This is a genomic window from Arthrobacter sp. 3Tela_A, assembly GCF_049311025.1.
Taxonomy (GTDB): Bacteria; Actinomycetota; Actinomycetes; order Actinomycetales; family Micrococcaceae; genus Arthrobacter_B.
Window position 1 is genome coordinate 1 of the sequence record NZ_JAXIOM010000055.1, and the last position, 25,354, is coordinate 25,354.

At 65.9% G+C, this 25,354-nt stretch carries 27 protein-coding genes; 4 read left to right on the top strand and 23 right to left on the bottom strand.

The annotated features are described in order from the left end of the window. Positions 1-79: 79 nt before the first annotated feature. The 4 genes from pstB to pstS all read right to left on the bottom strand — a co-directional run bounded on the left by pstB (position 80) and on the right by pstS (position 4,252). Complete coding sequence (pstB, locus tag TVC13_RS14435) at positions 80-859, bottom strand: phosphate ABC transporter ATP-binding protein PstB (protein ID WP_091600773.1); 780 nt, start codon at positions 857-859, stop codon at positions 80-82. A 77-nt stretch (positions 860-936) separates the two neighbouring features. Next, positions 937-2,037 carry a phosphate ABC transporter permease PstA gene (gene pstA / locus TVC13_RS14440; protein WP_422401880.1) on the bottom strand — a complete coding sequence of 367 codons (1,101 nt, stop codon included), beginning with the start codon at positions 2,035-2,037 and terminating at the stop codon, positions 937-939. Beyond that, entirely contained in the window at positions 2,037-2,969 is a 933-nt protein-coding gene (gene pstC, locus TVC13_RS14445) for a phosphate ABC transporter permease subunit PstC (RefSeq protein WP_422401881.1), read from the bottom strand. The genes pstA and pstC overlap by 1 nt, the downstream gene beginning before the upstream one ends. A gap of 167 nt (positions 2,970-3,136) precedes the next feature. Then, the gene (pstS, locus tag TVC13_RS14450) at positions 3,137-4,252 is read right to left on the bottom strand and encodes a phosphate ABC transporter substrate-binding protein PstS (protein ID WP_422401882.1); all 1,116 of its coding nucleotides are present in this window, start codon (positions 4,250-4,252) and stop codon (positions 3,137-3,139) included. A 209-nt stretch (positions 4,253-4,461) separates the two neighbouring features. Between pstS and TVC13_RS14455 the strand changes: the two genes are divergently transcribed. The 3 genes from TVC13_RS14455 (at position 4,462) to disA (ending at position 8,243) form a co-directional block, all read left to right on the top strand. Continuing rightward, positions 4,462-5,592 carry an FUSC family protein gene (locus TVC13_RS14455; protein ID WP_422401883.1) on the top strand — a complete coding sequence of 377 codons (1,131 nt, stop codon included), beginning with the start codon at positions 4,462-4,464 and terminating at the stop codon, positions 5,590-5,592. Between the two features lie 54 nt (positions 5,593-5,646). Beyond that, entirely contained in the window at positions 5,647-7,014 is a 1,368-nt protein-coding gene (radA, locus tag TVC13_RS14460) for a DNA repair protein RadA (protein WP_422401884.1), read from the top strand. A gap of 152 nt (positions 7,015-7,166) precedes the next feature. After that, positions 7,167-8,243 carry a DNA integrity scanning diadenylate cyclase DisA gene (disA, locus tag TVC13_RS14465; RefSeq protein ID WP_152224962.1) on the top strand — a complete coding sequence of 359 codons (1,077 nt, stop codon included), beginning with the start codon at positions 7,167-7,169 and terminating at the stop codon, positions 8,241-8,243. Between the two features lie 49 nt (positions 8,244-8,292). Here the strand turns inward: disA and TVC13_RS14470 are convergent, their stop codons facing one another. Beyond that, positions 8,293-9,024 (bottom strand): hypothetical protein, encoded by a 732-nt coding sequence (locus TVC13_RS14470; RefSeq protein ID WP_422401885.1) that lies wholly within the window; start codon positions 9,022-9,024, stop codon positions 8,293-8,295. Between the two features lie 86 nt (positions 9,025-9,110). Between TVC13_RS14470 and TVC13_RS14475 the strand changes: the two genes are divergently transcribed. Beyond that, the gene (locus tag TVC13_RS14475; RefSeq protein WP_422401886.1) at positions 9,111-10,055 is read left to right on the top strand and encodes an A/G-specific adenine glycosylase; all 945 of its coding nucleotides are present in this window, start codon (positions 9,111-9,113) and stop codon (positions 10,053-10,055) included. Between the two features lie 22 nt (positions 10,056-10,077). On the opposite strand, the gene dhaM is transcribed toward TVC13_RS14475, so the two are convergent. From dhaM to folE, 18 genes are all read right to left on the bottom strand, one after another. Next, entirely contained in the window at positions 10,078-10,815 is a 738-nt protein-coding gene (dhaM, locus tag TVC13_RS14480) for a dihydroxyacetone kinase phosphoryl donor subunit DhaM (protein WP_422401887.1), read from the bottom strand. After that, complete coding sequence (gene dhaL, locus TVC13_RS14485) at positions 10,812-11,453, bottom strand: dihydroxyacetone kinase subunit DhaL (RefSeq protein ID WP_422401888.1); 642 nt, start codon at positions 11,451-11,453, stop codon at positions 10,812-10,814. The genes dhaM and dhaL overlap by 4 nt, the downstream gene beginning before the upstream one ends. A 2-nt stretch (positions 11,454-11,455) precedes the next feature. Continuing rightward, the gene (gene dhaK / locus TVC13_RS14490; protein ID WP_422401889.1) at positions 11,456-12,457 is read right to left on the bottom strand and encodes a dihydroxyacetone kinase subunit DhaK; all 1,002 of its coding nucleotides are present in this window, start codon (positions 12,455-12,457) and stop codon (positions 11,456-11,458) included. 234 nt (positions 12,458-12,691) lie between these two features. Continuing rightward, entirely contained in the window at positions 12,692-12,868 is a 177-nt protein-coding gene (locus tag TVC13_RS14495; RefSeq protein ID WP_325788529.1) for a CsbD family protein, read from the bottom strand. A gap of 155 nt (positions 12,869-13,023) precedes the next feature. Next, the gene (locus tag TVC13_RS14500; RefSeq protein ID WP_422401890.1) at positions 13,024-13,554 is read right to left on the bottom strand and encodes an amino-acid N-acetyltransferase; all 531 of its coding nucleotides are present in this window, start codon (positions 13,552-13,554) and stop codon (positions 13,024-13,026) included. A gap of 135 nt (positions 13,555-13,689) precedes the next feature. Beyond that, positions 13,690-16,203, bottom strand: coding sequence for an ATP-dependent Clp protease ATP-binding subunit (locus tag TVC13_RS14505; protein WP_422401891.1), 2,514 nt, complete (start codon positions 16,201-16,203; stop codon positions 13,690-13,692). Between the two features lie 94 nt (positions 16,204-16,297). Further along, a complete protein-coding gene (locus tag TVC13_RS14510) occupies positions 16,298-16,624 on the bottom strand; it encodes a histone-like nucleoid-structuring protein Lsr2 (RefSeq protein ID WP_422401892.1) in 327 nt (108 codons plus the stop codon). A 109-nt stretch (positions 16,625-16,733) separates the two neighbouring features. Further along, positions 16,734-16,925 (bottom strand): hypothetical protein, encoded by a 192-nt coding sequence (locus tag TVC13_RS14515; protein WP_422401893.1) that lies wholly within the window; start codon positions 16,923-16,925, stop codon positions 16,734-16,736. A 3-nt stretch (positions 16,926-16,928) separates the two neighbouring features. Continuing rightward, complete coding sequence (gene lysS, locus TVC13_RS14520; RefSeq protein WP_422401903.1) at positions 16,929-18,383, bottom strand: lysine--tRNA ligase; 1,455 nt, start codon at positions 18,381-18,383, stop codon at positions 16,929-16,931. Between the two features lie 107 nt (positions 18,384-18,490). Next, on the bottom strand, positions 18,491-19,366 hold the full coding sequence (gene panC, locus TVC13_RS14525) for a pantoate--beta-alanine ligase (RefSeq protein WP_422401894.1): 876 nt from the start codon (positions 19,364-19,366) through the stop codon (positions 18,491-18,493). Between the two features lie 11 nt (positions 19,367-19,377). After that, positions 19,378-20,286, bottom strand: coding sequence for a Rossmann-like and DUF2520 domain-containing protein (locus TVC13_RS14530; RefSeq protein WP_422401895.1), 909 nt, complete (start codon positions 20,284-20,286; stop codon positions 19,378-19,380). After that, positions 20,273-21,865, bottom strand: coding sequence for a PH domain-containing protein (locus TVC13_RS14535; protein ID WP_422401896.1), 1,593 nt, complete (start codon positions 21,863-21,865; stop codon positions 20,273-20,275). The genes TVC13_RS14530 and TVC13_RS14535 overlap by 14 nt, the downstream gene beginning before the upstream one ends. Next, positions 21,862-22,374, bottom strand: a complete 513-nt coding sequence (locus TVC13_RS14540) for a PH domain-containing protein (RefSeq protein ID WP_422401897.1) — start codon at positions 22,372-22,374, stop codon at positions 21,862-21,864. The genes TVC13_RS14535 and TVC13_RS14540 overlap by 4 nt, the downstream gene beginning before the upstream one ends. After that, complete coding sequence (locus TVC13_RS14545; RefSeq protein ID WP_422401898.1) at positions 22,367-22,852, bottom strand: DUF3180 domain-containing protein; 486 nt, start codon at positions 22,850-22,852, stop codon at positions 22,367-22,369. The genes TVC13_RS14540 and TVC13_RS14545 overlap by 8 nt, the downstream gene beginning before the upstream one ends. Before the next feature lie 7 nt (positions 22,853-22,859). Next, positions 22,860-23,354 carry a 2-amino-4-hydroxy-6-hydroxymethyldihydropteridine diphosphokinase gene (folK, locus tag TVC13_RS14550; protein ID WP_422401899.1) on the bottom strand — a complete coding sequence of 165 codons (495 nt, stop codon included), beginning with the start codon at positions 23,352-23,354 and terminating at the stop codon, positions 22,860-22,862. Beyond that, entirely contained in the window at positions 23,351-23,731 is a 381-nt protein-coding gene (gene folB, locus TVC13_RS14555) for a dihydroneopterin aldolase (protein ID WP_422401900.1), read from the bottom strand. The genes folK and folB overlap by 4 nt, the downstream gene beginning before the upstream one ends. Positions 23,732-23,745: 14 nt before the next feature. Continuing rightward, positions 23,746-24,651, bottom strand: coding sequence for a dihydropteroate synthase (gene folP / locus TVC13_RS14560; protein WP_422401901.1), 906 nt, complete (start codon positions 24,649-24,651; stop codon positions 23,746-23,748). A 9-nt stretch (positions 24,652-24,660) separates the two neighbouring features. Further along, entirely contained in the window at positions 24,661-25,278 is a 618-nt protein-coding gene (gene folE / locus TVC13_RS14565; protein ID WP_422401902.1) for a GTP cyclohydrolase I FolE, read from the bottom strand. Positions 25,279-25,354: the final 76 nt, after the last annotated feature.

A 25,354-nucleotide genomic window follows, 5' to 3' on the forward strand; every position in this document is an offset into this window, starting at 1 on the left:
GGCCAGTTGCGGCTCTTCTCAGGGCTGAAAAGAGCCGTAACTGGCCTCTCGATGGGATGGGGTCCCGGGTTTACCGGGGTTACCCGAAGCGGCCGGAGACGTAGTCCTCGGTGGCCTTCACGGTCGGGTTGTTGAAGATGACAGTTGTGTCGTCGTACTCGATGAGCTTGCCCGGCTTGCCGGTGCCGGCAATGTTGAAGAACGCCGTCTTGTCCGAGACCCGGGCGGCCTGCTGCATGTTGTGCGTGACGATCACAACCGTGTAATCGCTCTTGAGTTCCTCGATCAGGTCCTCGATGGCCAGCGTGGAGATGGGGTCCAACGCCGAGCAGGGCTCGTCCATCAGGATCACTTCCGGGGACACCGCGATCGCACGGGCGATGCACAGGCGCTGCTGCTGGCCGCCGGAGAGGCCGGAACCGGGCTTGTCCAGCCGGTCCTTGACCTCGCGCCAGAGGTTGGCGCCGGTGAGGGACTTTTCCACCAGGTCATCGGCGTCGGAGCGGGAAATCCGCTTGTTGTTCAGCTTCACGCCGGCCAGCACGTTGTCCCGGATGGACATGGTGGGGAACGGGTTCGGCCGCTGGAAGACCATGCCGATGTGGCTGCGGACCGTTACGGGGTCCACGCCGGGACCGTACAGGTTCTCTCCGTCCAGCAGCACTTCACCCTCGACGCGGGCTCCGGGGAGCACCTCGTGCATGCGGTTCAGGGTGCGCAGGAAGGTGGACTTGCCGCAGCCGGACGGGCCGATGAACGCAGTGACCGAACGCGCATCGATCTTGATGCTGACGTCTTCGACCGCCAGAAAGTCGCCGTAGTAGACGTTGAGGTCCTTGACGTCGATTCGCTTGGACATTTACTTCCTTCTGTTCTTTTCCTGGGGAGTTCCCGTACGGGTCCTCCCGCGCCGCCGGAGCGGTGAGGGGTCTGGGGTCAGCGGCCGGTCTTGGGCGCGAAGATGCGGGCAACGAGCCGGGCGCCGAGGTTCAGCAGCATCACCATGAGGATCAGCAGCAGCGCCGCGGCCCAGGCACGCTGGGTGCTCGGATCGGTGTTGGTGGGTGAGGTGGGGCTCATCAGCTGCCGGTAGATGAAGGTAGGCAGCGAAGCCATCCAGCCGGCAAAAACGTTGAGGTTAATGGTGTTCACGAACCCGGCGGTCACCAGCAGCGGAGCGGTTTCGCCGATCACGCGGGCGATGGCGAGCGTGACGCCGGAGGCGATGCCGGAGATTGCTGTGGGCACCACAACCTTCAGGATGGTCCGCCACTTCCGCACGCCCAGGGCGTAGGACGCTTCGCGCAGCTCATTGGGAACGATCTTGAGCATCTCTTCGGTGGAACGCACCACCACCGGGATCATCAGGACGGAGAGCGCGACGGCGGCAACAAAGCCGGTGCGTGTGCCCGGCCCGAAGACCAGGCCGAAGAACGCCGCGGCAAAGAGGCCGGCCACGATCGAGGGGATGCCGGTCATGACATCCACGAAGAAGGTGATGGCCCGGGCCAGCGGACCGCCCTTGCTGTATTCCACCAGGTAGACGGCGGTGAGCAGGCCGATGGGCACGGAGATGATCGTGGCCCAGAGCGTGATCAGCAGGGTACCCATGATTGCGTGGTAGGCGCCGCCGAGGACCGGCCCGCCGTTTGCCACGGCGTCGTTGTCCACGGTTCCGGTCATGCCGCCCATGGAGGTGAACAGGAAGTCACCGCTCAGCCCGGGGACTCCGCGGACCAGGACGGTGAAGATCACCGAGATCAGCGGCACCAGGGCCAGGATGAACGCGCCGTAAATGAGGTTGGTGGCGAACCGGTCGGTGGCCCGCCGGCTGCCTTCGACGACGCGGGTGGCGATGGTGCTGCCGGCCACGAAGAGGACGGCGGCGAAGATCGCGAACGTGGCCACGCTGAAGCCCAGCAGTGCCGAGAACGCGGCGCCAAGGACGATCGAGGCCGCAAAGGTGGCCCAGAGCGCCCAGCCGGGCAGCTGGTTCTTGGTCAGCGACGAGGAGCGGGTCAAGGTTGTCTCAATCATCAGTTTGCTCCCGAGAATTCTTTGTGGCGGCTGATGATCCAGCGGGCAATAACATTCACAATCAGGGTGATCACGAACAGCACCAGGCCGGCGGCAATCAGCTCAGAGAGGCGCAGGCCGTAGGCCTCGGGGAAGTTCAGCGCGATTTCCGCGGCGATGGTCTGGTTGCCGGGCCGGATGAGGGAGGCAATCAGGCCGCCGGAGGAGAGCACCAGGGCAACTGCCATGGTTTCGCCGAGGGCTCGTCCCAGGCCCAGCATGACGGCGCTGATGATGCCCGGGCGGGCGAACGGGAAGACGGCCATGCGGATCATTTCCCAGCGGGTGGCGCCCATGGCCAGAGCCGCTTCCTCATGCAGCTTCGGAGTCTGCAGGAAGATTTCCCGGCTCAGGGAGGTGATGATCGGCAGCACCATGACGGAGAGCACGATTCCCGCGGTCAGCATGGTCTTGCCGGTCTGGCTCGCCGGACCGGTGAAGAGCGGGAACCAGCCGGCGTTCTCAGCCAGCCAGTTGTACGGGCCCACCAGTGCCGGCGCCAGCACCGTCATGCCCCAGGCACCGTAGACAACGGAGGGGATGGCGGCCAGCAGGTCGACGACGTAGCCCAGGCCCTGCGCAAGCCGCCGGGGCGCGTAGTGGGAGATAAAGAGTGCGACGCCGATTCCCACCGGAGTGGCGATCAGCAGTGCGATTGCCGCGGCGATCACCGTGCCGATCACCAGCGGGAAGATGTAGGTCAGGAAGCCCGAGCCGCCGGAAATATCGTCCGAGGAAGCGGTGAAAGTGGGAAGGGCCTGCCAGAGCAGGAACGCAGCTACCGCAAAGAGGACGGTAAGGATCAGACAGCCCGCCAGCAGTGTGATGCCGGAGAAGACTTTGTCCCCCGCGCGCCCGGCACCGCCGGTGCCCTGTATTGACTTGCTTGACACTGCACAACCCTTCGAACTTTGTTGGCAACTTGCTTGATGTGGACAAGACACCGCACTCGCCAGTTTTCACTGATCCCGGGCCAGATTCAAGCTGGCCCCCGGCCCGGCAAATGCCCCCGCACCGCGCTTGTGGCGCTGTGCGGGGGCATCTGTCTGTTTCCCTGCGGTTAGGAAGCGGCCTTGATGGATTTGATTGCTTCAGTCGCCTTCTCCTGCAGGGCGGCGGACATCGGCGCATTACCTGCGGCTTCGCTCGCTGCTGCCTGGCCCTCGTCGCTGACCACGTAGGAACCGAAGGCCTGAATGAGGTCAACGGTTGCCTGGTCCTCGTAGCTGGCGCAGTAGAGGTGATAGGAGACCAAGACCACAGGGTAGGCGCCGGACTCGGTGGTGTCGCGGGCCAGTTCCATGGCCATGTCCAGCCCGGGGCGGCCTTCACCCGTCACCGGAGTGGAAGCCTCGACGGCCTTGGAAGCGGCGTCGGCACTGTAGCCCACGTACTCCTCGCCGACCTTTACTGCCACAGTTCCCATCGCGCCCACCGCGGAAGCGTCTGCATAGGTGATCGCGCCGTCGGTGGAACTGGCAGCGGAGACGACGCCGGAGGTGCCCTGCGCGTTCTCCTGGCCGTCGAGTTCGGCCGGCCATTCGCCGCTGGCTTCGGTGGTCCATACCTGCGGCGCCGCGGCGGAGAGGTATTCGGTGAAGTTCTCCGTGGTACCGGATTCATCGGAGCGGTGGACCACCGTGATGGCGGTGTCCGGCAGCTCGGTGCCCTCGTTCTGGGAGACGATCGCCGGATCGTTCCAGGTGCTTATCTCGCCGCGGAAGATTCCCGCGACGGTATCGGCGTCGAGGTTCAGTTCCTCCACGCCGTCGAGGTTGAAGGCGATGGCAATCGGGGAAATGTAGGCGGGAACGTGCAGCACGCCGTCGGGGCCGCAGGTTTCCAGGGAGGCCTGGACTTCTTCGTCCTTCAGGTAGGCGTCCGAACCGGCGAACTGCACACCGCCGGCCAGCAGTGCCTCGCGGCCTGCTCCGGAACCGTCCGGGGAGTACTGGATGGACGCGTTCGGGTTGGCTTCGCTGAACCCTGCGATCCAGGCGTCCATAGCCGAGGCCTGCGAGCTGGCGCCGGCGCCGGAGAGTGTTCCCGTCAGGGCAGAGCCGGAAGCCTCGGTGCCGGCGGCTGCGTTTGTGGCGTTGTCACTGCCGCAGGCAGCCAGGGCCAGCGCTGCCACCGAGAGGACGGCCGCGGTGCGGCCAATGCGGAATACCTTCACAATCGTGTTCCCTTTCAAGGGTGGTATATCCGGCGCGTCAACGCCGGGAGACTTGTCGCTGGGACGTTTTCGTTCGTCCCAACATGAAGACTGGCGTGCCAAGGTGAACAAAAAGTTAACTGGGGCCAAGCAGTACAGGAATCTTCCCCGGACACGTCACAGTCCCCGTGCCTTCTGCTCCCGGACCGCCGCCGCCCTAGACTGTTCCCATGCCAGCCCGTGACCGTCTCAGTGCCTCGAGCAGGTTCCTGCGCAACAGGTTCCGGATCGGACTCAAGCGCAGCGGTGCCTCTGTGTACCCCGCACTGCAGATGACCATCTGCGCGGTGGGCGCCTACGCCTTCGCAGAGTACGTCCTGGGCCATGAAGGCCCGCTCTTCGCCGCGACGGCCGCGCTGATCTCCCTTGGATTCTCCCGGGAACCGCGTACCCGCCGGGTGCTTGAGGTTGGAATCGGCTGCACACTGGGCATCACCATCGGCGAGCTGCTGCTGCATGTACTGGGCAACGGACTGTGGCAGGCCGCCGTCGTCCTGTTTGCCTCGCTGATGCTGGCACGGTTCCTGGACCGCGGCGTCATCTTCACCACCCAGCTGGGCCTGCAGTCGCTGCTGGTGGTGCTGCTGCCCGCGCCGGACGGCGGGGTGTTCACCCGCAGCGTCGACGCAATTGTGGGCGGCGTCTTTGCCCTGGTCGTCACGATGCTCGCTCCGCGGGATCCCCGCCGGGAACCGAAATCCAACATCCGTGAACTGCTCAGCGAACTCTCCGCCGTGCTGCGCCAGGTTGCCGACGCACTGGCCCGCAGCGACTCCACGCTGGCCTGGCACGCCCTGGTCCGGGCCCGCAACACCCAGCCCCAGCTGGACCTGCTGGCCCGCAGCATCCGCGACGCCCGGGAGATTGCCCGCATCTCACCGGCCTACCGCAGGCACCTGGCGGAACTGGGAGACCTGCGCGGTTCCGTTGGCTACCTGGACCTTGCGGTCCGCAACAGCCGGGTCTTCGCGCGCCGGACCACCTCCGTCATCAACCACGCCTCGCTCTCCGATTCGGCCGTGGACAAGGTTTCGGAGGTCATCAATGACACCGCCGACGCCGTGGACATCCTGGCCCGTGCGCTGGGCGGGGGCGAATCCCAGGCCACCCGCGAACGCCACCTGCGCCAGGCCCGGAACGAGCTGGCCGCCGTCGCCTCCCGGCTGCATCCGGCGTCGCTGGACGTAACCGACCTCTATGGAGATGCCCTGGTGATGCTGTTCCGGCCGCTGGTGGTGGATCTGCTGGAAGCCACCGGGCTCACCCACGAGGAAGCGGCGGGCTACCTTTCGGAGGTCTAACGGCCGGCTCCGGGACTGAACGGCGATGTCAGTGCCGGCAGATAGCCTGTTGGCATGGCAACAAAGACTTCCCGGGCGAAAACCGCCAACTACCGCTGCACTGAATGCGGCTGGACCGCCGTTAAGTGGGTCGGCCGGTGCGGTGAATGCCAGGCCTGGGGCACCGTGGAGGAAGCGGGCGAAGTCATCGCCCGCACTACGCCGGCAGCCGTGGTGGCGCGTCCCGCGCAGCTGATCGCCGACGTCGATGCCACCACCGCTGCCTACCAGCCCACCGGTGTGGGCGAACTGGACCGGGTGCTGGGCGGCGGATTGGTTCCCGGCGCCGTGATCCTGCTCGCCGGCGAACCGGGCGTGGGCAAGTCCACCCTCCTGCTGGACGTCGCCGCCCGCGTGGCAGGGCAGGGCCGGGACGTCCTCTATGTCACCGGTGAGGAATCAACCGCTCAGGTGAAACTGCGCGCAGAACGAATCGGCGCCCTCTCCTCCAGTCTGTACCTCAGTGCCGAAACGGATCTGGGCCAGGCCCTGGGCCAGGTGGAGCAGGTCAAGCCGGCCCTGCTGATCGTGGATTCGGTGCAGACGCTCAGCAGCTCTGCCGTTGACGGCAGCGCCGGCGGCGTCAGCCAGGTCCGGGAAGTAGCGGCGTCGCTCATCAACGCTGCCAAGACCCGGAACATGACCACCCTCCTGGTTGGCCACGTCACCAAGGACGGATCGATCGCAGGACCCCGGCTGCTGGAGCACCTGGTGGACGTTGTGTGCCAGTTTGACGGTGACAGGCACTCCCGGCTGCGGCTGGTCCGGGCGGTCAAGAACCGCTACGGCCCCACGGACGAGGTAGGTTGTTTCGACCTGACGGAGGACGGCATTGAAGGGCTGGCCGATCCCAGCGGCCTGTTTGTCTCCCGCACCAAGGAACCCGTCTCCGGCACCTGCATCACGGTCACACTGGAGGGCCGGCGGCCCCTGGTCGCTGAGGTCCAGGCACTGCTGGCAGAGACCGGCAACGCACAGGCCCGGCGGGCCACCAGCGGGCTGGATTCATCGCGGGTGGCAATGCTCCTGGCTGTGCTGCAGCAGCGGGCGTCCATGAACCTCGCCAAGGATGACAGCTACGTGGCAACTGTGGGCGGGGTGAAGCTGACCGAACCGGCTACTGACCTTGCGGTTGCCCTGGCCGTCGCCTCCGCGAAGATGAACAAGCCCCTGCCGGCGCGGCTGATTGCGTTCGGAGAAGTCGGACTGGCCGGAGAGGTGCGCCCCATCCCGGGAATCGCCCGCCGGGTCCAGGAAGCTGAGCGGCTGGGCTTCAGCCACGCAGTGGTTCCGGCGTCTCCCAACGGTCCGGGGCAGGTGCCCGCCGGGTTCAAGGTGCGGGAGGTCTCCACCCTGTCCGAGGCCCTCGAACTGCTCTTCTAGGGCGCGCCGGGCCCCGTTCCGTGTCCGGTGCTGTCATACTCCGGGGACCGAAGTGGCAGACGGGTGCACCTTGCGCACTACTATGGGGAAGTGTCTGCGCATATCCACGCCCAGAACGCCCCGTGGGCCGGAGTGGCCGGAAGGAAGTGACCATGCCTCGCACGCCCGAGGACGCGCTCAAGGCGACCCTTGCCAGGGTTGCCCCAGGAACGGCTCTGCGCGACGGCCTGGAACGTATCCTCCGCGGCCGTACCGGCGCGCTGATTGTCCTGGGCTTCGACCGGACGGTGGACTCCATCTGCTCCGGCGGGTTCGACATCGGCATTGAGTTCTCTTCCACCCGCCTGCGTGAGCTGGCCAAAATGGACGGGGCGATCGTCTGCGACAAGGACGGGGCCAACATCCTCCGCGCCGCTGTGCAGCTGGTCCCGGACCACACCATCGAAACGCACGAATCCGGTACCCGCCACCGCACCGCCGAGCGCGTCGCCATCCAGACCGGCTTTCCGGTGATCTCCGTCAGCCAGTCGATGCAGATCATCCAGCTTTACGTCGGCGGCCTGCGCCACGTCCTGGAAGGCTCCGAACCGGTGCTGGCCCGCGCCAACCAGGCACTTGCCACGCTGGAGCGCTACCGCACCCGCCTGGACCAGGTCACCAATTCGCTGTCCGCCCTTGAAATCGAAGCGATGGTCACCGTCCGGGATGTGGCTGTTACGCTGCAGCGCCAGGAAATGGTGCGCCGGATCTCCGAGGAAATCTCCCAGTACGTACTGGAACTCGGGGTCGACGGCCGCCTGCTCTCGCTGCAGCTGGAAGAGCTGACCACAGGGCTGGGCCCGGGCAGCGAAATGATCGTCCGGGACTACGCGGACATTGGCGGAACCCAGGGCAACGTTGACGAACAGGTTGCCACCCTGCAGGGCCTGAGCTCTTCCGACATGGTGGATTTGGGCAAGATCGCTGCGGTCGTCGGTTTCCAGCCCGGCCAGGATTCCCTCGAAGCCGTGGTGCAGCCGCGCGGCTACCGCCTGCTGAGCAACATCAAGAGCGTTCCGCCGGCCGTGTCCAATCGCCTGGTGGATCACTTCGGCGGTCTGCAGAACCTCATGGCAGCGAACATTGAAGACCTGATGCAGGTGGACGGCATTGGTGAGCAGCGTGCCCGTACGGTGCGCGAAGGCCTGTCCCGCATCGCTGAGACCAGCCTGCTCGACCGGTTTATGTAGCCACTCCTGCAGCTTCCTGGGCCTTCCTGAACCCAGCGAAGGCGCGGGGCTAATCCAGCTGGAAGACGGCCTTTTCACTCGTGGTTTCTCCCAGCCGCGCAGTAAAGACATACCAGCCGGGGTTCGGATTGCTGGCTACCGCAGCGCAGCCGGGAGCTGAGCGGAGCCGTTCCCAGGTGAAGTTGGCTTTCTCCGTGGCGCCCGGCTCAAATTCCTTCAGCAGATCTTCCGCGCCGTCCTGGCAGTCAGCTGAGGAGAAGATCCGGTCCGAGCCGGAGGTAACCACAAACTCCATTTGCGTAGTGCCCACGTTGATTTTGCATGGTTCCGTGCCGGTGTTGGTGACCGAGAGGGTCAGCAGCGGATTCGCGCCTGCGGGGTAGGCAGCAGCGTCCGTCGCGGCTTCGACCTTCACTGCAGCGGGCGGGCAGGTGCCCTCGTCTGCCTTTGCCGACGGCTCGCCGTCGGCGGTTTCCGGGTTGCCTTTGTCCGTCTCATCCGCACCTGTGGAGGAGGGTGCGGGAGCAGCTGTCGGCGCCGTCTGGAACGGTTCCGAGGCGCCGGCGTCCCGGCCGCCGGAGAGTGCACCTGCGACCACCACGCCTGCCCAGACCAGGGCTCCGGTGACCAGCAGCGCGAGCACGGACAGGACCAGCCTGCGGCGGCGATAGACGGCCTCGCTCGGGCGGGTACGGGTGTTTACGGGCCTGCGCCCGGAACCTCCCGCTGTTTTCTGCCCCGTTTTCCGGCCCGTGCCGGGCCGGGGTCCTGTTGCCGCCATGGGTTAAGGCTATGAACCCGGGCAGGGATTACGGCGGACACCACGCCGGTCAGTAGAGTATTGCTGGTCAATACCGAGGGAGTGGCATGGAACCGGAGCACACGCGGGCGCTGCATGGCCGCATCATTTCCTGGTTCTCCGAGCAGGCCCGCGACCTGCCCTGGCGGCACGCGGACTGCTCCCCCTGGGGCATCCTGGTCAGCGAAGTGATGCTTCAGCAGACCCCGGTGGTACGGGTCCTGCCGGTCTGGCACGAGTGGATGCAGCGCTGGCCCGAACCCGCCGACCTGGCTGCCGAACCCAGCGGGGAGGCAGTCCGGGCCTGGGGCCGGCTGGGCTATCCGCGCCGGGCGCTGCGCCTGCACGCCGCCGCCGTGGAAATCACCGCCAGCCACGGCGGGAAGGTCCCGGACACGCACGCCGCTCTGCTTGAGCTGCCGGGCGTAGGTGACTACACCGCGGCCGCCGTCGCGTCCTTTGCGTTCGGGCGCCGGGAAACCGTGGTGGACACCAACATCCGCAGGGTCCACGCCCGTTTGGTGACAGGCGATGCGCTGCCGTCGCAGTCCCTGACGGCCGCAGAGAAAAAGCTGGCCGTGTCCCTGCTGCCGGCAGATGACGCCGAATCCGTCGCCTGGAACGCCTCGGTCATGGAACTGGGAGCGCTCGTCTGCACGGCACGCACTCCGCGCTGTGGTGAATGTCCCGTGCTGGCGGACTGCGCCTGGGTTGCCGCCGGACGGCCGGAGCCGCACTACGTGCCCAAGGGGCAGGCCTGGCACGGAACGGACCGGCAGGTGCGCGGCGCCATGATGGCCGTGCTGCGCCAGGCGGACGGACCGGTGCTGCGTGAACTGCTGCTGACCGGTCCGGTTGACCTGGTGGCTCCGGAGGCCGACGCCGCGCTGGCGCCGCTGGCTGCCCTGCACGCCCTCGCTGCCCCGCAGGAGCAGCTGGAACGGGCACTCGAAGGACTGCTGCGTGACGGTCTTGCACAGGCTGCGGGCGCCGGAGTGTGCCTTCCCGCCTAGCCGGCTCCGGCCGCAGCCGGGATTAGATTTCCCCGAAACCGTTGCGGACTTCCAGCCCCAGCATCTCCACGGCGCGCGCGGCGTCCGGTCCGTGTGCGGAGACGGTCAGTGTGTCTCCCGCTTTGAGCCCCAGCGTCATGAGCATCATGACCGATTTTCCGTCCACCCCGTTGATGGTGATGTCTGCATCCAGGTCCGCCATCGCCTGCGCCACGGCGGCGGCCGGCCGGGCGTGCAGCCCCATGGGGTTGATGAGCTCCCAGGAGGCCTCGTGCACGCCGTCGTCGTCCTGGTCGATGTCATCCAAGGTGTCACCCGCTTCCGGAACCGTACCGGCGTCCGCGGCTGGGGCAGAAGCGGAGGAAGCTGAGCCGCCCATGGTGGCGGTCACCGCTTCCGCGTCGCGGACCACGGCGGCCAGGTCCTGTCCCGTCTGGGCGGCGACGGCGGCGGCAACGGCACCCTCAACAAGCGGCGCGTCCGCCAGTCGGACCTTCTCCCGCTGGCCGGGGTCCAGGAACTCCAGTGCCATCTCCGCCGTCATCACGGCCGAACCGAGGTCCGCGAGGAGCGCGACCCCGGCGCCGCCGTCAGCCTGGGCTATCCCGGACTGGATTTTCTCCAGGCTGGTTCCGATTCCGCCGTCGTCCGTGCCGCCGGCGGCGATGATCGCAACATCGGGGGCCATCTGCCCGGCCAGTTCGGCCAGACCCTCCGCCAGCTTGTCGCTGTGGGAGACGAGCACCAGACCTACCTTCATGCCTGTTCCCCCGCCGCCCGGGCGGCTGCCTGGAGGATCAGAGTGGTGGACGCCGCGCCGGGGTCCAAATGCCCGGCGCTGCGTTCGCCGAGGTAACTGGCCCGTCCTTTACGCGCAATGAGCGGCTCCGTGCCGGCCAGGCCGCCTTCGGCCGCGTTGGCGGCGGCAGAAAGCGTTTCGGCCCCGTCAGCACCGGCTGCGGATGCGGTTTCGGCCGCCTCCACCGCGGGCGTGAACGCGTCAACCATGGTCTTGTCCCCGGGTTCGGCCTTGCCGCGGCTCACGATCCCGTCACGGGCTGCCGTCAGGAACGCGACGACGTCGCCCGCATCCAGAACGTCCTTGCCGGCTACGGCAGTGGAGCCGCGCAGGAAGGCGGTGCCGTAGAGCGGTCCGGCGGCGCCGCCCACCTTGGACATCAGCGTCATTGCGGCCAGCTTGAAGACGTCCGCGGGCGTCGCGGGGGTGCCGTCGGCGTCAAGTTTTTCAACAATGGAGGCAAAGCCCCGGTCCATGTTCTCGCCGTGGTCGGCGTCGCCGATGGCCCGGTCCAGGTCGATCAGCCGCTGCCGGTTCTCCTCCATCGAAGCCGCGGCGTCCCGCATCCACTTTTCTGCCCACTGTGCGTTGAGTTCCATGCTCAGACTCCCCACCGCAGGGCCGCGGTGTGCACCGGGGAATCCCACAGATCAATCATGTCGTCGTCCAGTTTCAGCACCGTAATTGACGCTCCCTGCATCTCCAGGGCGGTGATGTAGTTGCCCACCAGGGACCTTTCCACCTGGAGCCCGCGGTCGGCGAGCAGCTTCGCGGCGTGCCGGTAGACAATGTAGAGCTCGCTCAGCGGTGTGCCGCCCATGCCGTTGACGAAAAGCAGCACCCGTTCCCCGCTCCCGGCTCCGAGGTCGGAGAGGATCGGTTCAAGGAGCTGGTCGGTGATCGCGTCGGCAGTGGCCATGGGCATCCTCCGCCGGCCCGGTTCACCGTGGATGCCCACGCCAAGCTCAATCTCATTCTCGGCGAGGTCGAAGCTCGGCTCCCCCGCGTGCGGCACAGTGCAGGCGCTCAGCGCCACACCCATGGACCGGACGCCGGCGTTGACACGCTCGGCCAGGTCCGCGACAGCATCCAGGGAATCCCCGCGCTCCGCAGCGGCGCCGGCAATGCGTTCCACCAGCACGGTGCCGCCGACCCCGCGCCGGCCTGCCGTGTACAGCGAGTCCTCCACGGCGACGTCGTCATTGACCACCACGGACCTGACCTCGATCCCCTCGGCCTGGGCCAGCTCGGCGGCGGTCTCGAAGTTCAGGATGTCGCCGGTGTAGTTCTTTACGATCAGCAGCACTCCGGCGCCGGAGTCCGTGTTGGTGATCGCGGGAAGGATCTGGTCGGGTGTCGGGGAGGTGAAAACGGCTCCGGGGACGGCGGCGTCGAGCATTCCGCGGCCCACATAGCCGGAGTGCAGCGGCTCATGCCCGCTGCCCCCGCCGGACACCAGGGACACCTTCCCGGAAACCGGTGCATCCCGCCGGGTCACGTACGCGGGGTCCGCGTGGACCTTGACCAGGTCATGGTGGGCCATGCCGAAGCCTTCGAGAGATTCGGCCACCACAGCACGCGGATCATTTATGAGTTTCTTCATGCCTGACGCTCCTTTGCCCGGAAAGGCTCCACTGCGCTGGAACGGGCACCGTTGCCCGCTCTCCTGAGTGAGGCAACCCTACCCCCGGGAGGGGAGGCCTGCACAGGCTTTGCCGGTCCCTTAACGCACTGAAGGAAGGGCCGGAATGGCCCTTCCTTCAGTGTTCCTCGGCCAGCAGCGACAACAGCGACCGGGAGTCTGGGTATGCTCCGGACTCAACGTTCCGGCTGCGGCTTACTTGCCCTTGAAAGCATCCTTGACGTGTTCGCCGGCCTGCTTCATATTGGCCTTTGCCTGGTCGCCCTGGCCGTCGGCTTCCATGCTGTGGTCGCCGGTGACCTTTCCGAGGCCTTCCTTGACCTTGCCGCCGAGTTCTTCGCCCTTGTTCTGCATCTTGTCATCTGCACCCATATTCGGGACCCGCTTTCTGATCGGCCGCCGGGTCATCCAAAAAGCGATCAGCGAGTGATCAGCCTGTTGGAAAACCCGTGCGGCATTTCTTGATGCTAAGTACCCTTACTGTATCGTTTCTGCACGGCGATCTCCAGACCGCGGGTACGGTTCCCCTATGCGCGAACATCCCGGATCATACGGGTATTACCGAGCGTATTCGGTTTCACCCGGGCCAGGTCCAGGAATTCAGCAACGCCTTCGTCATGGGAGCGCAGGAGTTCGGAGTAGACCTCCGGATCAACGGCACTCTGGCTTTCCATGACGCTAAAGCCGTGGCGCTTAAAGAAATCGACTTCGAACGTCAGGCAGAATACGCGGGTGACCCCGATTTCGGCGGCATCGGAAAGCAGCTGCTCCAGCAGGACGTGCCCGACGCCGCAGCCCCGCCAGTCCGGGTGCGCGGCCAGGGTGCGGACCTCGGCGAGGTCCTCCCACATGACGTGCAGCGCTCCGCAGCCGATCACCCGGCCCTCGGCATCCTCGGCGATCCGAAACTCCTGGAGCCCTTCGTAGTAGGCAACCGTTTCCTTGGCCACGAGGACACGTTCCTCCGCCAGCGGGGACACCAGGCCCCGAATATGCCGGACGTCGGATGTCCGGGCCCTGCGGATGGTGAATGCTGCCTTCTGTGCGGTTGAAGTCATTGATTCAGTCTAGAACTTCCGTGCACGCCCCATGACGCGGCCCTGACGTGCGGTGAAACACTGCCGCGAACGCGAAGGAGCCCCCGGTTTCCCGGGGGCTCCTTCGTCTTGGTGCCGAGGCACCTGAATTGTTTGTTACTGCCCGTCGCCTACGCCGGCCTCAATGGCCGACGGTGCTTCCTCGATGGCACGCGGTGCGCCGTGTCCGGTGAAGGTGAACTTTGCTTCGTCGCCTTCGCCTTCCACGTCAACCGAAACCAGTTCACCGGGCTTGAGATCTCCGAAGAGGATCTTTTCGGAGAGCTGGTCCTCGATCTCGCGCTGCATGGTGCGGCGCAGCGGGCGGGCACCCATTGCGGGGTCGTACCCGCGGGTGGCCAGCAGTACCTTGGCGGCCGGGGTGAGCTCGATGCTCATTCCCTTCTCCGCAAGGCGCTTGCCCAGGCGGTCCAGGAACAGATCCACGATCTGGACGATCTCTTCCTGGGTCAGCTGCGGGAACACCACGGTGTCGTCAACACGGTTGAGGAACTCGGGGCGGAAGTGCTGGCGCAGCTCCTCCGTGACCCGTGCACGCATCCGGTCGTATCCGGTCTTGGTATCCGTGCCGGACTGGAAACCGGTCATGACGCCCTTGGAGATGTCCTTGGTACCAAGGTTGGTCGTCATGATGATGATGGTGTTCTTGAAGTCCACCACCCGGCCCTGCGAGTCGGTCAGGCGGCCGTCTTCCAGGATCTGCAGCAGCGAGTTGAACAGGTCCGCGTGGGCCTTCTCAACTTCGTCGAACAGAACCACGGAGAACGGACGGCGGCGGACCTTTTCGGTCAGCTGCCCGCCTTCCTCGTAGCCCACGTATCCGGGAGGGGCACCGAACAGCCTGGAGACCGTGTGCTTCTCGGAGTACTCGGACATGTCCAGGGTGATCAGGGCTTCTTCGTCGCCGAAGAGGAACTCTGCCAGTGCCTTGGCCAGCTCGGTCTTACCGACGCCGGTGGGGCCGGCGAAGATAAACGAGCCGCCCGGACGCTTGGGATCCTTCAGGCCGGCACGCGTACGGCGCATTGCCTGCGAGATCGACTTGATGGCCTCATCCTGGCCGATGACCCGCTTGTGCAGTTCATCTTCCATCTTGAGCAGCCGAGTGGATTCTTCTTCGTTCAGCTTCACCACGGGGATGCCGGTGGAGTTCGCGAGGACCTCGGCAATCAGTTCCTCATCAACCTCGGCGATGTCGTCAAGGCCGCCGGACTTCCACTGGCGCTCCTTTTCCGCACGCTGGTCCTGGAGCTTCTGCTCCTTGTCCCGCAGCGAGGCAGCACCTTCGAAGTCCTGCGCGTCAATCGCGGATTCCTTCTCCATCTTCAGGGCGGAGATGCGCTCGTCGATTTCCTTGAGCTCCGGCGGAGCAGTCATTCGGCGGATGCGCAGCCGGGCACCGGCTTCATCGATCAGGTCGATGGCCTTGTCCGGCAGGAAACGGTCGCTGATGTAGCGTTCGGCAAGCGTCGCTGCCGAGGCCAGTGCAGCGTCCGTGATGGACACGCGGTGGTGCGCCTCGTAGCGGTCCCGCAGGCCCTTGAGGATTTCGATCGCGTGGGCAACTGAAGGTTCGTTGACCTGGATCGGCTGGAAGCGGCGCTCAAGCGCTGCGTCCTTCTCAATGTGCTTGCGGTACTCATCCAGCGTGGTGGCACCGATGGTCTGCAGTTCGCCGCGGGCCAGCATCGGCTTCAGGATAGAGGCTGCGTCGATGGCGCCTTCAGCGGCACCGGCGCCCACAAGGGTGTGGATCTCATCAATGAAGAGGATGATGTCGCCGCGGGTACGGATTTCCTTGAGGACCTTCTTCAGGCGTTCCTCGAAGTCACCGCGGTACCGGGAACCGGCAACGAGCGAACCGAGGTCCAGGGTGTAGAGCTGCTTGTCCTTGATGGTCTCAGGGACATCGCCGCGGACAATCGCCTGGGCAAGGCCTTCGACGACGGCAGTCTTGCCGACGCCCGGCTCACCAATCAGGACAGGATTGTTCTTGGTGCGGCGGGACAGCACCTGCATAACCCGTTCCATCTCGTGCTCGCGCCCGATGACCGGATCAAGCTTTCCTTCACGCGCTGCCTGTGTGAGGTTGCGGCCGAACTGGTCCAGCACAACCGAACCTGCCGGCTGGCCTTCCTGCTGCTGGCCTCCGGCTGAGACGGGCTCCTTGCCCTGGTAGCCGGAGAGCAGCTGGATGACCTGCTGGCGGACGCGGTTGAGGTCCGCTCCGAGCTTGACGAGCACCTGCGCTGCCACGCCTTCACCCTCGCGGATGAGGCCCAGCAGAATGTGCTCGGTCCCGATGTAGTTGTGCCCCAGCTGCAGCGCTTCACGCAGAGAGAGCTCAAGAACCTTCTTGGCCCGCGGGGTAAAGGGGATGTGTCCGGACGGGGCCTGCTGGCCCTGCCCGATAATCTCCTGGACCTGTTCGCGGACGGCACCCAGAGAAATGCTCAGGGATTCAAGGGCCTTAGCGGCAACGCCTTCGCCCTCATGAATGAGCCCAAGCAGGATGTGCTCGGTGCCGATGTAGTTGTGGTTGAGCATGCGTGCCTCTTCTTGGGCAAGCACGACAACGCGACGGGCACGGTCGGTAAATCTTTCAAACATGAGGCACACTCCTAGCTAACGCGTAATTCGATGCTACGGCGGTTACCGGCCCTTAAGGGGCGTGTTCGCCATGGGCGTGACCTCCTGGGGCGCTTTAGCCCTGGGCTGCCCGGTATGCCTCGATGATCTCGCTGTTTACCCGGCCGCGCTCGGAAACGGTGTAGCCGTTGTTCCGGGCCCATTCACGGATCTGTGCCGCCTCGTTGCTGCGGGCTGCGCCGGTGCCGCGCGGACGGCCGGTGCGGCCGCCGGTCTTGCGGGCTGCGTCAACATACTGCTTAAGTGCCGCGCGCAGGTTCTTCGCATTGTCATTGGAGAGGTCGATCTCGTACTGTGACCCATCCAATCCGAAACGGACGGTTTCATCGGCGCTTCCGCCGTCGAGGTCGTCTACCAGAATAATTTTTACCTTTTGCGCCATGATCAGGCTCCTATGCACTCAAGCGGCGGAATGTTGTCAATTTCGAGACCACTTCGAGTATGGCGCAATTGGTAATGCCCCGTCAAAGCAGGAGAGGCATTTTCTTTACTTATTCTTTATCAGCAGAACCGGCAGGATCGATTTTGGCATCCTGGCCCTGCAGTTCATTGTGATCGGCTTCGCGTTCAGCCTCAGCAAGGGCTTTTCGCTCGGAACGATCAGCGTTCAACACTGCCTTCATCACGAAATAAAAGAGAGCAGCGACACATATTGAGGGGAGGAGAACTTCCACATATTCCATGTTCTAACCCATTTCAGGCTTAAGGAGGGGGAACAGAATTGTTTCCCTGATTCCGGCGTTCGTGAAAAGCATCACCAATCGGTCGATGCCCAGGCCGATGCCGCCCATGGGCGGAGCTCCGTATTCGAGGGCCCGCAGGAAGTCCTCGTCCAGGGCCATGGCTTCGTCATCCCCTGCTGCGGCCTTGCGGGACTGCTCCGTGAGGCGCTCCCGCTGGATGACAGGATCGATGAGCTCCGAGAACGCAGTACCGCGTTCCATGCCGCCGATGATCAGGTCCCAGGCTTCAATCAGGCGGGGATCCTCGCGGTGCGGCCGCGCCAGCGGCTGGGCCGACGGCGGGTAGTCGTAGACAAAGGTGGGCTGCAGCAGCGTCGGTTCGACGATCTCACCGAACAGCTCAATGACCAGCTTCTCAGCGTCCCACTTGGGATCAACCTTCACATTGTGCTTTTCCGCGACTGCGCGCAGCGTTTCAGCGTCAGTGTCCGGGGTAATTTCCTGGCCAACGGCTTCAGACAGCCCGGGATACACGGAAAGCCAGCGCCATTCGCCGTCGAGGTCAATCGTTCCGGCCGCAGTTTCAATCTGCCGGCTTCCGGCGGCGTCCGCTGCATTGAGGATGATTTCCTTGATGCGGTCCGCCATGACGTACTGGTCCGCGTATGCCTCGTAGCATTCCAGGGTGGTGAACTCAGGGCTGTGGGTGGAATCCACGCCTTCATTGCGGAAGATCCGCCCCAGTTCGTAAACGCGTTCAATGCCGCCGACGACGGCGCGCTTGAGGTACAGCTCGGTGGCGATGCGCAGCGTCATCGGCTGGTCGAACGCATTCAGGTGCGTTTCGAACGGCCGGGCTGCGGCGCCGCCGTGGATCAGCTGCAGCATCGGTGTTTCAACCTCTACGTACCCGTGGCTGTGGAGGGTGTCGCGGACGGCACGGATGATTGCGGCCCGCTTGTAGACCATCTCGCGGGCTTCGTCACGGACCATCAGGTCAACGTAGCGCTGCCGGACACGGGTTTCCTCGTTCAGGTCCGCATGCAGCACCGGCAGCGGGCGCAGCGCCTTGGACGCCATCGACCAGGAGTCGGCCATTACCGAAAGCTCGCCGCGGCGGGAAGAGATCACTTCGCCGCGGATAAAGACGTGGTCCCCAAGGTCAACCGTGGACTTCCAGTCAGCCAGTGCTTCCTCGCCGATGGACGCCAGGGACAGCATTGCCTGCAGGCGGGTGCCGTCGCCCTCCTGCAGGGTGGCGAAGCAGAGCTTTCCGGTGTTCCGGATGAAGACAACACGGCCGGTGACTCCTACGGTTTCACCGCTGGCCTCGTCTGCCTGCAGGTGGCCGAACTTGTCCCGTACCTGGCGCAGGGAGTGCGTGCGCTCAACACCAACCGGGTAGGCTTCCTGGCCCCGCTCGAGCAGCTTGGCACGCTTTTCCGCGCGGATGCGCATCTGCTCGGAGGAATCTGCTGCTTCGGGAACGATGTTAGAGGAGGTCACGATTCTTAAGTCTACCCAGCCCGGTCAAAACGCCGGACCGAATCCGCCCGGTGGCAGGTTCAGCCGTGGAGTTCCGCGTTGTCAATCAGACGGATTCCAGCCACCCGGGCGGCAACCAGCGCCAGTGCCGGGCCCGTGAGGACATCCCCGGCTCCGGACGGAACCGGTTCAAGCGTGAGCGGATCCACAACTTCGAAGTAGTCCAGTTCGACGCCGGGGGTCTCCATGATGAGCGCTGCTGCGGCAGGTGCATCCAGCGGCCGGCGGGTGGCTGCACGTTCCTGCAGCCGCGCCAGCGCCTGGGAGAGCACCAGCGCGCGGCTGCGGTCTTCCGGGTTCAGGAACACGTTCCGGCTGGACTCGGCCAGTCCGTCGGCTGCACGCACGATGGGAACGGGGTAGATCTGGACCGGGAAGTTCAGATCCGCAACCATCCGCCGGATCAGGGCCACCTGCTGGGCGTCCTTCTGTCCGAAGTAGGCACGGAATTCGGCAGGAACAGCCGGCTGCACGCAGTGGAAGAGCTTGGCCACCACGGTGAGCACGCCGTCGAAGTGACCCGGCCGTGCCGCTCCTTCGAAACGGGTGCCGAGGCTGCCCGAACTCACCCGGACCAGGGGCTGGCCTCCGGGGTACATGGTTTCCTCGCTCGGCGCGAAGACGATGTCCACCCCGGCCTGGCCGAGCAGCTCCAGGTCCGCCTCCAGGGTGCGCGGGTAGCGGGCCAGATCGTCCGGGTCATCGAACTGCAGCGGATTGACGAAGATGCTGGCCACTACGACGTCGTTGTCCGCCCTGGCTGCCTGGGCCAGTGACGCATGGCCGGAGTGGAGGGCTCCCATAGTGGGAACCAGGCCAAGCGCCGGACGGTCCTTGCCCGTCGCTTCGAGGAGTTCGGTTACGGCCTTGCTGAGTTCTGCGGGGGTTGTTGCCAACCGGGGGTGGTTCACCGGGGTCCTTCGGGTTCGGAATTAAGTACTTCCATTATTCTCTCTCCCTGAGCCGGTGTTAGCAGACCACGTGCAACAGCCCGCCGGGCGGTGGCAGCGGAGAGGGCGCGGTAGGCCTGGGCGAGGTCCGGAGCAGCGTCCCGGCCCAGGGCGCGCCCGTGCGCTTCGATGGTGCCCGTGTCGCCGCGCGCCACGGGCCCGGTCAGTGCGTGTTCACCGGAGGCCAGGGCGTTTTCAAGGGAGGCGCGCATCAGGGGGCCCAGCAGCCGGGCCGGCTGCTCGACGCCGATTCCCTGCAGCAGCTCTGCGGACTGGGCTGCGATCGTCACCAGGTGATTGGAGGCGTGTGCGAGGGCCGCGTGGTAAAGCTCCCGGTCGGCTTCGTCGATGACTACGGGCTCTGCGCCCATTTCCACTACGAGGGCCTGCGCGATCGGCAGCACGGCGGTGGGCGCGGTGACACCGAAGGAGCAGTCCGCCAGGCGGGTGAGGTCCAGGCTGAGGCCGGTGAAGGTCATCGCAGGGTGCAGGGCAAGGGGAATCGCGCCGGCCTGCCGGGCCGGTTCGAGCACGGCGGTGCCGAAGCGTCCGGAAGTGTGGGCCACCAGCTGTCCGGCCTGCCAGGCCCCGGTGGCCGCCAGCCCGGAAACCAGCGGCGGCAGGGCGTCGTCGGGCACTGCGAGCAGCACGAGTTCGGAACGTTCGATGATGTCCGGGATTTCCAGCACCGGCACACCCGGCAGGAGGTTTTCGGCCCGTTCGCGGCTGGCATCGGACACAGCGGAGACACCCACCACCGCGTGCTCGGCCGCGCGCAGGGCCGCGCCCAGGACAGCGCCGACTTTGCCGGCGCCGATGACGCCGATTCCCAGCCGGCCGCGCCTGCGCTGATCAGCGGTGTTCATTCCAGTTTTCCTCCATTTGCGGGGCGGGCGCGGTCTGTTCCTGTGCGGCTGCCGGTGTCCCGGGCACACCGGCCGGTGCCGCCTGGGGCACCGCGGGTCCGGTGGCAGTTTCACGGTGCAGCCAGCGTTCGGTGCGGTCACGGCGTCGGGCGTCGGCGGCGCGCACGGATTGTTCACTAAATAGTTCCAGCAGCACGTCCTGGTCCAGCTGGCGGATGAGCGGTACCACCGGTCCGGGCGTTGAATGCAGCCTCAGGTCCGCAATCCGCAGCTTGCGCGCCAGCGGACCCTGCTGCAGGGCCATGGACTGGATCCGCTCATGGGGCACCACCGCGAGGCTGCGCCAGAGCCGGCCGCTGCGGGTCAGCAGGGCTGTTCCGGTCAGTGCGAAACCGCTGCGGCGCCACTGCAGGGGTGCAACCCACCGTGCCCGGCGCGGCGACGTCGTGAAGCCGTGCTCCTCTCCGCTGCCCTCGAGCCCGGCACGGAAGAGTCCCACCGGATCATCCGTGCCCGGGTTGGGCAGCACCAGGGCGAGGATCTGGAGGGTTTCATCCAGGGTGCCGGCGGGAAGGAGTTTGGTGCGGGCGGAGTCGGCGCCCGGGGAAGCGCCGTAACCGGCAACGTTGACGGAGATGCGGTACCAGCCGGCAGGACGCCACAACAGCGGCTGCGTGATTGACACCGCCTGGATCCGTCCCGGGGGAACAGTCTGTGTGCGGGTATCCAGCAGTCCGTAGCGGATGCGGACACCGTCCCGGGAGACTGCTGCCCGGAAGTTCCACGCGGTGCTGAGCATGGACCAGTAGCCGCTGGCCACTGCCAGCCCCACGGGGATAAAGCCGGCCAGGGAGACCCCTTCACCGGTCACCACGGTAAGGATCACCACGGCGATGATGCCAAGCACCAGGACCACGGTGTTTCCGGAGAGCACTGTGGCTCCGATCACCCGGCCCGGGCGAAGGGCAAGGATGGGGTACTCGGGTGCTTCGGCAGGCAGCCGGATCGGTGCTGCCGTTCCGTCCGGCTCCCCGGCGTTCTCCGGGGAGTCCTGAGTCCCGGTTTCGGCGCCGGAGGCCCGTTCCAGGATAGTGGCGCGCAGGGCGCGGGCGTCGTCAAGGCGCAGGTAGGCCAGCCGCACGGCTGATTCCCCGGCGTCGGCAACTTCGAAGCGCAGCTCACCCAGGCCGAACAGGCGGGCAAGCAGCGGCTGGTTGATGTCGATGGCCTGTACCCGGTCCAGCCGGGCCTGCCGGTGCCGGCGGAACAGGACACCGGAACGTACCCGGACGTGGTCGTCACTGACCTGGTACCGGGTGAACCACCAGGACAGGAAGAAAACGACGGCGACCACAAGGACCAGGACCACCAGGCCAATGACCGCCCAGATTAGCGGTGTGCCGTCGGGAAGCGGACCGCTGGGCCGCTCGCGCAGGAAAAACGCCTCGGCGGAATCCCGGCCGAGGAAGTAGGCGACGGCGGCGAGTGCGATCCATCCCCGCACCAGCGGGGAAACCGGGTGGACCCGCTGCCAGCCGGCGTCCTCGGTGCCGGCTGTGCCGCGGGCGGTGGTGCTCACAGGCCCGCCAGCTGCGCCTCGCCGCGCGCAGAGAGGTGTTCACGCAGCCGCGCGCCTTCGGCGGCGGGCAGGCCGGGAATGGTGGCGTTCGTGGTCTGGGATGCGGTGTGCAGCTTGAGCGTGCAGAGCCCGAAGATGCGCTCGAAGGGGCCCACGGCGACGTCGACGTACTGCATTCTGCCGTAGGGAACCACCAGGGTGCGCTGGAAGAAGATTCCGGAGCGCAGCAGCAGGTCCTCGTTGCGTTCGGCGTAACCAATCGCCCGGACCTGCCGGGGCACCAGCACCGCCCGCCACAGGAAAGCGACCAGGAAGACGGCCGGCAGCCCCCAGGCGATCCAGGCGGGGAACCTGCTCCAGATGCCCAGCAGGTGCAGCACCAGTGGAATGCTGGCCAGGGCCAGGGTGATCAGGGCTTCCACGGCCAGGGAAAGCAGTCGAAGCGTGAGGTAGCGCTCAGAGACCCGCTGCCAGTCCAGGCCCTGCGGATCTATTGCCGAATTACGCATACTCTCCCCCGCCGTTGTTTTCTTCGCCGCCGTTGTGGTCTTCGGGCGGAATCCTGCAGAACCGCTCCACCACCAGTCCAGTGGCTATCATGATCATCCCGCCGACGGACAGGGCAAGTGAAGCCCACGTCGGTGCATGGTTTGGCCGCATCTCCCACAGGCCCAGCTGGTCCAGGAAGATTCCGCCGTGCCAGCCCAGCAGCAGCGCTCCGGCATAGGCGGTGGCCTGCGCCAGCACCAGCGTGCGGGCGGCGGCGATGGGATCCAGCGGCTTTTCCCGCTCCCCGTTGCGCCAGCGGCGCACGCGCAGACCCAGGAACAGGGTGAATCCGACAATAAAGGCAACGGTGAGCAGTGCAGTAAAGTTCAGGACCGGTGCAGGGAAGCCGTTGCGGGTGGCCCAGGCGTTCACCTGCCAGCCGGCGATGCCAAAAACCACGGTGGTGACGGCAAGCCAGCGGTACCGGATGCTCCTCACGCTGAGCTCACTCCCCCTCGAAGAGTTCGACGCCGGGCAGGTCGGCAGCCCGGGCGGCCAGTTCTGCCACGGGTTTCCCATCCAGCTTGGCGTGCGGATCCATCCAGGCCCAGGGCTGGAGCACAAAAGCACGCTCTGCTGCCCGCGGATGGGGAACGGTCAGCACCTCGTCATCAATGTGCGCGGTGCCGTAGGTGATGATGTCGACGTCGAGCGTCCGCGGGCCCCAGCGCACCTCACGGGTGCGGTGGTGCCGGTTCTCAACGTCGTGGCAGTGGTCCAGGAGTGTGTGGGGGTCCAGGGTGGTTTCAAACTCCGCTACCAGGTTCAGGTAGTCGGGCTGGTCCTCCGGTCCGCCGACGGGACGGGTGCGTGCCACCGGCGAGACGGCTACCAGCTTCATGCCGGGGTTATCCGCCAGGGCGGCTACGGCGTCGGCCAGCGTGCTGCGGGATTCGCCGAGATTGCTGCCCAGCGCCAGGACGGTGCGGACGGCGTTCATGCGCGTTCCCGGTGGATGTGGATTTCGACGTCGCCGAAAGGCACGGTGATGGGCGCGTGCGGTTTGTGCACGGTAACGTCCACGGCGTCCACCACAGGAAAGCCTGCCAGCACGTGGGCTGCGATCCGTTCGGCGAGGGTTTCGATCAGGTTCACCGGTTCCCCGGCAATGATGGCGCAGACCTGTTCGGCCAGCTCGCCGTAATGGGCTGTCAGGGTCAGGTCGTCTGCCGCGGCTGCCGGCCGGAGGTCCGTGTACAGCACGAGGTCAACGGTGAATTCCTGCCCGTCGCGCCGTTCGTGGTCAAAGACGCCGTGGTAGCCGGTGGCGCGGAGGCCGGAGAGCCGGATTCGGTCACGGACGGGCGCAGGGCGCATTGGGGAGGCCACTGCTAGCCCTGCCAGGCAGCTGCGACCTTGACCGCGTCCACATTGGCAGCGACGTCGTGCACCCGGACGGCCCAGACTCCCTGGCTGGCAGCGAGGACGGTGGTGGCCAGGGTGGCGTTGTCACGCTCCGCGGGCGGGGCGGCTTTGCCGGCAGTGGTCAGCAGCGAGCCCAGGAAGCGCTTGCGGGAAGCTCCGATCAGCACCTTGTGTCCCAGGACGGTCAGCCGGTCCACGTTGCGCAGCAGCGCCCAGTCATGTTCGGCGTTCTTGGCAAAGCCCAGTCCCGGATCAAGGATGATCTGCTCCGGGGCAACACCGGCTTCGTAGAAGCGGTCCCGCAGCGAGGTGAGTTCGGCGATGACATCTTCAACGACGTCGTCATAGCTGGCCTTGGGATCCTGGCTGCGGACACTGCCGCGGCTGTGCATCAGCACGTAGGGAATCTTGGTGCGGGCGACCAGTTCCGGCATCGCCGGGTCCAGTTCGAGTCCGGAGACGTCGTTGATCAGGCCGGCGCCGGCTTCGATCGCCTTTTCGGCAGTGGAAGCGTTCATGGTGTCCACACTGATCAGTGCACCGGCCTTCACCAGCGCCTCGACGACCGGAAGGATCCGCCGCTGTTCCTCTTCGGCGCTGATCCGTTCGGCATCGGGGCGGGTGGACTCCCCGCCAATGTCGATGATGTCCGCGCCGTCGTAATGCATCTTCAGTCCCGCACGGATGGCTGAGTCGGTGGTGTCATGCTCACCGCCGTCGCTGAAGGAATCCGGGGTCACGTTCAGAATTCCCATCACCAGGGTGCGCCCTTCGGGCAGGTCCTCGAAGCGCCGCTTCTTGACCCCGGGCCGGATGACCGGCAGCGGGTTGGTGGCGGGCCCGGTTCCGGGGGTGGCAGCTAGCGAATCCATCGAGTCGTCCTATCGTCCGAGTATCAGGCTCATTGCTTCTGCACGCGTGGCGGTCTCGCGAAGCTGGCCGCGCACGGCCGAGGTTACCGTCTTGGCACCGGGCTTGCGGACTCCGCGCATGGACATGCAGAGATGTTCACATTCAATGACGACGATCGCGCCGACGGGCTGCAGGTTGGCCATCAGGGCGTCCACGATCTGCGTGGTGAGGCGCTCCTGGACCTGGGGCCGGCGGGCATAGACATCAACCAGGCGGGCAAGCTTGCTCAGCCCGGTGACCTTGCCGTCGTGGGAGGGGATGTAACCGATGTGGGCCGAACCGTGGAAGGGAACCAGGTGGTGCTCACAGGTTGAGTAGAACGGGATGTCCTTGACCAGCACCATTTCCTCATGGTCCAGGTCAAAGGTGGTGGCCAGCAGGTCCGAGGGGCTCTGGTGCAGTCCGGCAAAGATTTCCGCATAGGACTTGGCCACCCGGGCAGGGGTTTCCTTGAGTCCGTCACGGTCCGGATCCTCCCCGATAGCAAGGAGGATTTCGCGCACCGCCCGCGCAATGCGGGGCTGGTCCACTTCAGAGGCCGACTCAGTCAGCTCGGCCAGGGTCAGTTCGTCGTCGAAATCCGTCACTGCACGATCCTACCGTGGACGCTGAAGCGGCTCCGGGGGCGCGCCGCCCGGGGGGGGGCGCGCCGCCCGCGGGGGG